The sequence below is a fragment of the Gracilibacillus suaedae genome, assembly GCF_017599345.1.
In the GTDB taxonomy this organism is placed as follows: Bacteria; Bacillota; Bacilli; order Bacillales; family Amphibacillaceae; genus Gracilibacillus; species Gracilibacillus suaedae.
Genome location: NZ_JAGFVL010000003.1, coordinates 1 through 10,299, shown reverse-complemented (window position 1 = coordinate 10,299; position 10,299 = coordinate 1). Strand labels below are relative to the sequence as shown.

At 37.4% G+C, this 10,299-nt stretch carries 11 protein-coding genes and 1 riboswitch; of the genes, 3 read left to right on the top strand and 8 right to left on the bottom strand.

Annotated features, from left to right (window positions below; all coding sequences use genetic code 11):
* Nucleotides 1–190 precede the first annotated feature (190 nt).
* Nucleotides 191–1,633: a cardiolipin synthase gene (gene cls / locus J5J03_RS00250; protein ID WP_407927786.1), complete on the bottom strand. Its 1,443-nt coding sequence runs from the start codon at nt 1,631–1,633 to the stop codon at nt 191–193.
* An 81-nt stretch (nt 1,634–1,714) separates the two neighbouring features.
* On the bottom strand, nt 1,715–2,170 hold the full coding sequence (locus tag J5J03_RS00245) for an Hsp20/alpha crystallin family protein (protein WP_208585543.1): 456 nt from the start codon (nt 2,168–2,170) through the stop codon (nt 1,715–1,717).
* A gap of 172 nt (nt 2,171–2,342) precedes the next feature.
* A riboswitch (SAM riboswitch) is annotated at nt 2,343–2,454 on the top strand.
* Between the two features lie 77 nt (nt 2,455–2,531).
* On the opposite strand from J5J03_RS00245, the gene J5J03_RS00240 reads away from it, so the two are divergent.
* The 3 genes from J5J03_RS00240 to J5J03_RS00230 all read left to right on the top strand — a co-directional run bounded on the left by J5J03_RS00240 (nt 2,532) and on the right by J5J03_RS00230 (nt 6,291).
* On the top strand, nt 2,532–4,202 hold the full coding sequence (locus J5J03_RS00240) for a PLP-dependent aspartate aminotransferase family protein (protein WP_208585542.1): 1,671 nt from the start codon (nt 2,532–2,534) through the stop codon (nt 4,200–4,202).
* 592 nt (nt 4,203–4,794) lie between these two features.
* Nucleotides 4,795–5,676 (top strand): GDSL-type esterase/lipase family protein, encoded by an 882-nt coding sequence (locus J5J03_RS00235; protein WP_208585541.1) that lies wholly within the window; start codon nt 4,795–4,797, stop codon nt 5,674–5,676.
* Between the two features lie 12 nt (nt 5,677–5,688).
* The gene (locus tag J5J03_RS00230) at nt 5,689–6,291 is read left to right on the top strand and encodes a YpmS family protein (protein WP_208585540.1); all 603 of its coding nucleotides are present in this window, start codon (nt 5,689–5,691) and stop codon (nt 6,289–6,291) included.
* A 109-nt stretch (nt 6,292–6,400) separates the two neighbouring features.
* Here J5J03_RS00230 and J5J03_RS00225 read toward each other — a convergent pair whose 3' ends face one another.
* The 6 genes from J5J03_RS00225 to J5J03_RS00200 all read right to left on the bottom strand — a co-directional run.
* The gene (locus J5J03_RS00225) at nt 6,401–7,042 is read right to left on the bottom strand and encodes a response regulator (protein WP_208585539.1); all 642 of its coding nucleotides are present in this window, start codon (nt 7,040–7,042) and stop codon (nt 6,401–6,403) included.
* A complete protein-coding gene (locus J5J03_RS00220; RefSeq protein ID WP_231710530.1) occupies nt 7,039–8,070 on the bottom strand; it encodes a sensor histidine kinase in 1,032 nt (343 codons plus the stop codon). The genes J5J03_RS00225 and J5J03_RS00220 overlap by 4 nt, the downstream gene beginning before the upstream one ends.
* A gap of 2 nt (nt 8,071–8,072) precedes the next feature.
* The gene (gene liaF, locus J5J03_RS00215; protein ID WP_208585537.1) at nt 8,073–8,792 is read right to left on the bottom strand and encodes a cell wall-active antibiotics response protein LiaF; all 720 of its coding nucleotides are present in this window, start codon (nt 8,790–8,792) and stop codon (nt 8,073–8,075) included.
* A gap of 141 nt (nt 8,793–8,933) precedes the next feature.
* The gene (locus J5J03_RS00210) at nt 8,934–9,563 is read right to left on the bottom strand and encodes a PspA/IM30 family protein (protein ID WP_208585536.1); all 630 of its coding nucleotides are present in this window, start codon (nt 9,561–9,563) and stop codon (nt 8,934–8,936) included.
* A 23-nt stretch (nt 9,564–9,586) separates the two neighbouring features.
* Complete coding sequence (locus tag J5J03_RS00205) at nt 9,587–9,895, bottom strand: lmo0954 family membrane protein (protein ID WP_208585535.1); 309 nt, start codon at nt 9,893–9,895, stop codon at nt 9,587–9,589.
* Between the two features lie 143 nt (nt 9,896–10,038).
* A partial coding sequence (locus J5J03_RS00200; protein ID WP_208585534.1) for a hypothetical protein occupies nt 10,039–10,299 on the bottom strand: 261 nt, incomplete at its 5' end.

Below are 10,299 nucleotides of genomic sequence, written 5' to 3'. Positions count from 1 at the left end.
AAGGGATCAAGGAAGATATTTCACCGTAGTTCCCTGGCTGAGGCCGTGCCCATGGAAAGCGCAGTATTCTGCCGGAGCGAATGACAACACTTCTCCAAAAACAGGATGGAACAACGCAAATCCATGTCCAGTTACTGCGTAGTATATGGATTTTGAATAGCAAATTGGTTCTGTTTCTCTGTCTGAATCTCTACAAAATCGGTGAAATCAATCTTGAAATAGACTCTTTGAAACGGATCCATAAGGAACGTTGTTGATAGAGAGAATATGTAAGATTGGTTACGTGCTCCATGTCTTTTTCAAATTCATCGACTAACATTTCTGCCATCGTTTCATTATATACGAAAGCATTTACTTCGAAGTTGAGACGAAAACTTCGCACATCAATATTCGCCGTTCCAATCGATGCTATTTTACTATCAACTACAATCATTTTAGCATGCAAGAAGCCTTTTTGATAAATATAAACGGTTGCCCCGGCTTTTAACATTTCCCCGATATACGAATAGGTTGCCCAATAGACAAAGGGGTGGTCTGGCATATTCGGGATCATAATCCGGACGTCCACTCCTGATAGACAAGCAATCTTCAAAGCATCCAACAGGCTTTCATCTGGAATAAAATAAGGCGTTTGTATAAAGATATAATCTTTTGCTGACATTATCATCTTTATATAACCATGTTTTATTTGTTCCCATTCGGAATCCGGCCCACTTGAAACAATTTGCATGCCGACATTACCAGCGGGAACAGCTGTATAATAACGTTCATTATATTCAATATCATGACGGGATGCCTGATTCCAGTCCAGAATAAACCGTGTTTGTAAATGCTTGACCGCACTACCTGTAATGCGTAAATGCGTATCACGCCAATATCCAAACCGCTTATCTTTCCCAAGATATTCATCACCAATATTAAAACCACCTATATAGCCGACTTTGCCATCAATAATAACCAGCTTACGGTGGTTACGGTGATTAATTTTAAAATTAACTTTCGGAATCAATGGCGGGAAAAAACCTTCGACCTCAGCTCCTGCATGTCGCATTTTTCGAACTAGCTTCCTACTTAATGACCGGGAACCTAAATCGTCATATAAAAAACGGACTTCGACTCCTTCTTTCGCTTTTTTTATCAAAGCTTCTGCTAAGCGTGAACCAAGATGGTCAGATCTAACTATGTAATACAGTAAATGAATATGATCGGTCGCATTTTCGATATCTTCCAATAAAGAGTTAAACTTTCGATTACCATCGGTAAATATGTTAACTTCGTTATCCTGCGAAAAGATGGCGTCATTATTACGTAAATGCAAGTAAAATAGATCTTTATATTGGTACATCCTTGGATCATTAATAAAGAAATCCCCATTTTCAATGTCTCGCAATTGATGCTGTACAGCAGTTTTGACACCTAACTTGCTTTTGGTATCCCATGTAAAAATCGTTTTATTACTTAATTTTCGACCGAAAATAAGATATAAGATAAAGCCAAAAATTGGTATGAATGTCAATACCATAATCCAAGCCCATGTAGCAGTTGCATTTTTGCGCTCTAAAAAGATAATGGTTAAAGACAAAAGAATATTGAAAACTAAGATAAAGCTTACAACTAGCTGTGTAATCTCCACATGAAGCCCTCCCTTCCTCGACACCATACACACTATTAATATAGCACAATTATGACCAAGCTAATAGCAATCGCTATCAGCTTAGTCGATCGTAATCGAATCATTGTCTTTTTTAGTTTTAGGACCCCTAATTTCTAAAACTCCATTTTGGAAGCTTGCTTTGGCTGTGCTTTTATCAACTGCATATGGCAATGTAATGGTGCGCTCGTTACGATGCTGCCTTCTTTCCTTGTGATAATAATGATACGATTCATCATACTGTTCGGTTTCCTCATGATGATCTATTATTACTGTAATTTGATTACCTACTATACGCAGTTGTATTTGATCTTTTTTAAGACCTGGTAAATCGACACGGACAATCCACTCCTGTTCAGTTTCGGCAACATCTACAGGAATTTGCTTCGGTACTTTTGCTTGTTCAAAAAAACTATCGATTGTTTCCATTACATTTCGTGTTGGTTTTTCGTAGAGAAAGGCATCTAATTTCTTAATGAGATCTTCTCCCCAGTCTGGTATTTTACCTTTTTGTGACATTTTGCGAGCTCCTTTCTAATTAAAGTGAGACTATGATAAAATTATCCACTTTATTTTATGCAGATGCATGATAAATGATCCTACCGTTAATTTTTATTAATATTCTGATTTTTGATTGACGACTTCCAATATATAACTTATAATAAGGACAATTCAATTACATATGTAGTAACTCTTATCTAGAGTGGCAGAGGGAATAGGCCCTATGAAGCCCGGCAACCATCAGTTTGAACATCAAATTGAAATGGTGCTAAATCCTACAGGTTTTACCTGAAAGATAAGAGGAGGACAACTAGTATTTTCAACCTCTTCTTACCTTTCGTTAAGAAGAGGTTTTTTATTTAAAAGAGGAGGATACATAATGACAAACTCGTTCCAATTTCCAGGTAGTGAAACAAATCTATTACACGGTGGGCAACAAGTAGATCCAGCAACAAATGCTCGCGCTGTTCCGATTTATCAAACAACATCTTATGTGTTTAATGATACGGAACATGCACAAAATCTATTTGCTTTAGCTGAAATGGGTAATATTTATTCGCGAATTATGAATCCAACGGTTGATGCATTCGAACAACGTATTGCCCTGTTAGAAGATGGCGTAGCGGCAGTCGGGACAGCATCTGGTGCATCGGCTATCACGTTAGCGATTTTAAACCTTGCTAATGCAGGGGACGAAATTATTGCAGATAGTAATTTATACGGTGGTACTTACAATTTGTTTAACAAAACATTGCCTAAATACGGTATTGACGTGAAATTTGTAGATGGAACAGATCCAGAAAATTTCCGAAATGCGATTACACCTAAAACAAAAGCAATTTTTGGGGAAGTCATTACAAACCCTAGTTTGAATGTATTTGATATTGAAGCTGTCGCTGATATCGCACATGAACAAGGTGTACCATTAATTATTGATAATACTTTCGCAACGCCATATGTATGTAAGCCGATCAGTTGGGGTGCTGATATCGTAGTACACTCCGCAACTAAATGGATTGGCGGCCATGGAACATCGATCGGTGGTATTGTCGTAGATAGCGGCAGATTTAATTGGAATAATGAACGATTCCCTGGCTTCACTGAACCTGATGAAACATATCACGGTATACGTTTTGGAATCGATATTGGACCACCTGCATTTGCCATTAAATTGCGGGTACAATTATTACGAGATATCGGTCCATCTTTAAGTCCACAAAATGCATTTTATTTCTTACAAGGGCTAGAGACGTTACATTTACGTATTGAGCGCCATAGTGAGAACACGAAGGCTGTAGCAAATTACTTAGAAAACCATCCGCAAGTTGAATGGGTATCTTATCCTGGTCTTGAAAATCACCCGTCTCACCAATTAGCAAAAAAATATTTGTGTAACCATTTTGGTTCTATTATCGTCTTTGGTATAAAGGGTGGTAGAGAAGCAGGTCGTCAAGTGATAGATAATATTAATCTATGGTCTCATGTGGCCAACGTTGGAGATGCTAAATCATTAATTATTCACCCTGCATCTACTACACACCAGCAGTTAAATGAAAAAGAATTAGAGTCTTCTGGTGTTAAAGAAGAACTAATTCGTTTATCTGTCGGCATTGAAACGGCAGATGATATTATTGCAGACCTGGATCAGGCAATTGCAAAAGCAACAAATAGTGAACCAACGATCCAGCCAAATACTGAGAAAGCCATTGCATGGGCACTTTCATCTCCATTAGCTCGAGAGAATGGCGATATTCGTCCGAAAACAATTGCAGTAGCAGGTGACATCGACAATTCAGATGCACTAACTAAATTGAAAAAGTTAGGCTACCAAATTGTTTCTGCAAATACTGCAGAGGGTGAAATTGATATTTTATTTGTCACTGATAGTAAGGAAGCAGCAACTGCATATACTGATCAAGCCAAAATTGTCTGGTTTGCCAAAGAGCAAACAGATACTGAAACGAAAGCTAAGGCAGAAGCAAACGGACAAATTGTCATTGAAGATAAATGCCCGTTCCAGGAAGCAGATCGCTTACGCCGAGGAGAATAACTTTCTCCCTGAACATCGTTATTTATCTCCCCAAGATAAATATAAATACATGAGGCCGCAGACCTTTTATATGGCTTGCGGCCTTATTATATTTACAGCACATTTTCCTATTTACCATAAAATCTTTGGTGTGATACAATACATACCATTATACAAAACAAGCATTTTCAGCGCATGAATTGCATAACCTGTAACACATAACCAAAGATTAATTGCCATTATCTGATTCGAGATAGAGACATACTGCGAACTAGTGATAATTTATCTAGGTGCTAACATTTATGAAGGGGACATTTAGTGCGTTATTTGACTGAAAATCACCTATTTTTCGATGTTAGCGGACATTGAATCCCTTATTTGGTTCATTTGTGCTTCCATTAGCACTATTTTCGCTAAATAACGGAATAGATGTCTGCGACCACCCTAAAAACGACACTTTTGTCACAAATAGCGGAACAAATGTCCGAGCTCAGCCAAAAATTCAGTTGGGAGTTCACTTTATTTGCAGTTTGTACTGTATCTATATTTTCTGTTAACAAGTTTAAAAGACGGGTATAATCAATTAAGAGACTTTTTAATGTAGGTGTTGGTAATGGGCAAAAAGATGTTCATCTTTCTTATTATATTTATCTTCATTGCGGGGGTCGCTATCTTTCTATTGTTTTTCCAAGAGGATCATAAGGGACCAAATGATACTATTTCACAACACAATGAAGAAACATCCGAAGAGACGACAGAAGAAGAAACAATCGAAGAGGAAGAAGAAGAATCTCTTACCCAAAACATGCGCAACGCAGTAAGAGAGGCACTTAGTTTTTTTCAAAAAGATACACATATAACCGCGATTGGCGATTCCTTAACCCAAGGGGTTGGTGATGAAACAGGCAATGGTGGTTATATTGGTATTTTAGGTGAACAATTGGATGAACAAGATATCGACGTCACATTTGATAACTTTGGTAAACGTGGTAATCGTACAGATCATTTGTTAAAAAGATTACAGGAGAATCCTGAGATTAATGAATCTTTAGCAAAAGCAGACATGGTCCTTATTACGATTGGTGCAAATGATATTATGCAAATTATGAAAGACAATTTCATGAATCTAACAGAAGAACCTTTTATCGAAGGACGTGGCCCTTATGGTGAGCGATTATCACAAATATTAGATCACATTATATCTGTACAACCAGAAGCAGACATTTATCTATTAGGCTTTTTCAACCCTTTCGAGAAATATTTTGGTGATATTGAAGCATTAAATCAGATTTTAACACGTTGGAATAATGAAAGCTTACAAGTTACCAATCAATATGAGCAGGTTCATTATATTCCGATGCAGGATATCTATCAGTATGAGACAGAGAATGTCTTTTCAGATGATAATTTCCATCCAAATCATAGGGGATACCAACTGATGGCAGAGCGGGTCATCACTTATTTAGAAAATGATTTACAAGAAGTTCAAAACTAAAGGATGACATGAATGGAAGACAAAATAACCAATTGGAAAAGAATGTTTATCACCTTAGTTTCCATTAATCTTGCTCTTATTGTGGGGATTGTACTTTTCATTTTTTGGCCGGCGCCTGGTGCGGAACCACCAGAAAAAGTATTTCTTGAGGATCAAGCAGGGGCGGAATTTACAATCCGCTCCAGCAAAGATAACTTGAATGAACTGGTCAATGCTTATATCGGGGAATTACCGAAGCTGGATAATATTCAATATTCACTCCGGCTAGATGAAGAAGTCCATTTGATGGGGAGTGTAGAAGCTTTTTCAACAGAAGTGCCCATCAACATTTCGTTTGAACCGATCGTACAAGAAAATGGTGACGTTATTCTTCAATCAACCGGAATGTCACTGGGATTATTACGGTTACCTCAAGATCGTATCTTGCAATATGTCAGTAGCCGAGTGAAAACACCTGAATGGATTACAATCAACCCAAAAGAAGAACATATTTATATTGCTTTAACTCAGATGGAACTAAAAAGTAATTTCCATATAAGGGCACAGCAAATCGATTTAATCAATGATAATATTTCTTTCCGTATTAAAGTACCCAATAACACTTTAGGATTATAAAGTGAGACTATGATCAGAGTGTTAGCGTCTGTTTTGTGTTACTTGAAATCTTACAGACGTTTAACACTGTGATAAAGCGGCAGGGAAAAGGATCCCATCTTTTTGTCACTTATTGTTCATTTTCAATCAATCCATTTTGATAAGCATAGACAGCCGCCTGTGTTCGGTCTTGTACTTCAAGTTTGCTTAAAATATTGCTGACGTGTACTTTTGTGGTTTTTAGCGCAATAAAAAGGTCATCAGCAATTTCCTGGTTGGTCTTACCTTGTGCGATCAATAATAAGATTTCCAGTTCCCGTTTAGTTAAGCTGTCGTGTAAGCTTTTCGATTTTCGGCTACTGAATTTCGCCATCATTTTAGCTGTCACTTCTTTTTCAAGAACTGATTCTCCAGCATAGGTATCACGAATAGCTTTAGCAATGACATCTGCCTTGGAAGTCTTTAATAAATAACTTGTCGCACCAGCTTCCAAAGCAGGATAGACTTTATCATCGTCAATAAAACTAGTAACAATTAATATCTTTGCTTCCGGCCATTTTGCGATAATTCTTCGCGTTGCTTCGATACCATCCATTCCATCCATGACCAAGTCCATTAAAATCACATCTGGTTTATGTTCTAATGCTAATTCTACTGCTTTTTCGCCATTATCCGCTTCTGCAATCACATCGATATCATCCTGTGTCCTCAAATACGCACTCACACCGATTCGCACCATTTCATGGTCATCGACAAATAATACGCTTATCATTCTTTCCCACCTTCTTCACTGATTAATGGAACACGCACTTCTATTTTGGTCCCTTCATTTTCCAGACTTACAATGTTGAGCCTGGCACCGACTTCTGCTACTCGTTCATACATATTAGTAAGACCATAAGAACTTTCCTTTTTTTCCTGCACATTAAATCCAATACCATCGTCGACGATTCTTAGTATTAAAAAATCATCACGTTTGATTAACAATACGTCAATAGTCGAAGCTTTCGCATGTCTTAACGCATTGGAAAGTGCTTCTTGTAAAATTCGGAACAGCTGATCTTCAATTCCTTTGTTTACTTTGATTTCTTCCAAACGCCAGGAAATATCCATTGGAACCTTGGCATGAAGCTCTTCTAGTAGTTGCTCCATTCCTTCATTTAATGATTTATCTTTTAATAATACTGGCCGCAAATGTAACAGCAGTGCCCGCATTTCTAATTGTGCCTGTTGAATCATTGCTTCAATTTGATGCAATTGTTTGGTCTTTATTTCTTTTTGTTCTTTATTCGATGCAATCACAGCAGAAACAAGCATCGATGCAGCGAAAAGCTCCTGACTGACAGAATCATGCAACTCTCTTGCTAAACGATTACGCTCTTCGGAAATAACTTGATTAATGGTCTCTTCCTGTGCACTTGCTCTTTCATCGATTAATTTCTGAGTTCGTTTCGTTTGATCCTGAATGTATTGCTGTACCTCTTTTAACCGGCTAAGCACATGATTCATTTCTTCATATGAAACAGGGTCAGAAAAAGTTTGGTTTTTCAGCAATCTTGCTAAACTATTTTCTAAAAATTGAATCCGGCGTTGCCAAATTGCAGCGATAATAATACCGATAATCGAACCGAAAAGGATTGTAATAGTTGGTAGCATGACGACAAATGGAATCTCTAAAACTTTTGTCGTCCATAGTAATTGCCAATTTTCGATTGGAAATGCTAAGTAATAAAATACACTTAAAATGATGAGAAGGAATAAAGCAAACAGAGAACCGGTAGCGACCATTCTTGTATACATTTTCATCCTCTTCTCACCTCAAGCTTTCCGGCAATCATTTGGGTAAAGATTTTTACCCTTTGAGGTGATTCATGGTACCCTTTTGTTTGCAATTGAATGTGTCGGTTGAAGGCGTTTTTCTCCTCGTGATCAAATGCTTCCATATCACCAAATACAACTGTATGATCAATCGTAACTTCTACATCATACGGTACGACAATAACAATTTTTCCTGCAAGATGGCGAATGACCATGACTGACTCTTCCTTAGGCAGCATCGTATCATTTAAATCAACGACAACATCACCAACAGCTGATTGAATATTAAGGTCTTGCCAGGAGAAACCATTTTGAGTTGTATGGTATTTGCCAAACCATTTATTTTGAATAACACGGTCTTCATATAATGTTTCTTCTGTTAGATCAATATGATTAGGCAACGGCTGCTTTTCTTTTTGTTTCTGTTGATACCAATGCCAAGCGAAATAAAGTATAATAACAAAAATAAAAAAGCGAATCACAAATGTATTAATAACAGCAATAAAAACAATGAATGCGCCACCCCAGAAGAGCGTTTTACCTGTTGTAGTATGAAAGGAACGCCTTCCGAAGTAGATACCGACTGCCCCTAATGCAATAAGAAAAAGGAGGCCAGCATCCATAAAAATAAATTCTACAAGTAAAAATACACAGCCAATGATCAATAAAGTCTTTAATAGATCACTATTTGGTTTGATTGACATTGGTGCAGACCTCCTTTTTGTACATTTTTAACAGGAAGTAAAAGGTGCAGTATCTACTGCACCTACTTCTATCACTTCTAACGGTCATGGAGAATCACTCTTCACAATGATCATAGACTCTCTTTATAGGATAGCATGTTTTTAGTTGTTTGTTGTAGCTTTTTTTTCTAATTCTTGAAAGCGTGCATCTAAAGTATGCAGGCGATAATCTGATTGGACACGCTGTTCAATGCGTTCAATGTAGCTTTCAAGCTCTGCAAATTTCGAAGCACTTTTGGAAACTAATTCGGTTTCCAACACTTTGTTCATCCCTTGTTTCGTACGAGCAACATTTTCTCTGCTGCGTAATTCCAGTCGTTTAACATATAGATCCTTTAATTTCTGTTTCATTTGAACATATTTTGTCTCAAGGCTTTCTAGATCTTTGACAGATTTATCGGACATTTCATTTAAATGGGCAACGCGTGCTTCGAATTGCTCTAATTCTGTTTGTGCCTCCGTCTTCAATTCCGTTTCTTGCATTTCTTCTGCTAATTGAACTTGTCGTTTACGCTTTTCAACCATCATTTTGGCGTGGTTTAATTCTTTTGCAATATCATGTTTTATTTCATATTGTTTCTCCACCAGCCGTTTGATTTTCTTTACTTCCTGCTCACATTCGCGAATGTATTGGTTAACGTGTGCGATTGGGTTTTTCTCCTCTTTTCGATCCATTGCCTCGTGTAAATCCGCCATCACCGAATCTTTAATACGTGTAAATAAGTTTGACATATTATATTCCTCCTTAGTTTTATTTAAAGCTTGTCCCACTCTAAGTAATCTTGACGTTCTTTTTCTTCCTGATATTTTTTATAACTGTAATACAAAACGACTAAAGCTACCACGCCGATTAATGCTGGTATGTTAGACAGTGACATAGAAACACCGATTAAGATGACAATCCCCCAGCCGACTTTCTTTCCGGTAGTATTCGCTAAGATGAATTGCTTCACACCGTAGTAAGCAACTACCACACTAATCAAGAGCATGATCATCGGGCCTAAATTTGCTAGTAAAATGATTGAGGCGATTACCGTTAAACTGATAAGTAGAAATGTTTTCAACTTTCATTCCCTCCTTCCATGTCTTAATGATAGCTTGTCTCATCTTTTTGGGTAACGGACTACGGATATATTTTAGACTAAGACCCGAGGCTTATTTTCACTAGGACTATTCGGGTCAGTACAAATCAAGCTCCCACCCCAACTCAGTCGTTCAGATTCGAAATAGATAAAAACTGCGAACTAGTTTTTGGAGAAACGTTGGTTGAGCGGACATTTAGTGCGTTATTTGGTAGAATAACCCCCTTTTTTTGATGTTGGCGGACATTTAATCCGTTATTTGGTTCAATTTGGTTTACATTAGCACTATTCTCGATGAATAGCGGAATAGATGTCCGCGGGCACCCTAAAAACAGCACTTTTGTCACAAATAACGGAACAAATGAAGTTAGAATAAAAAGTGGACA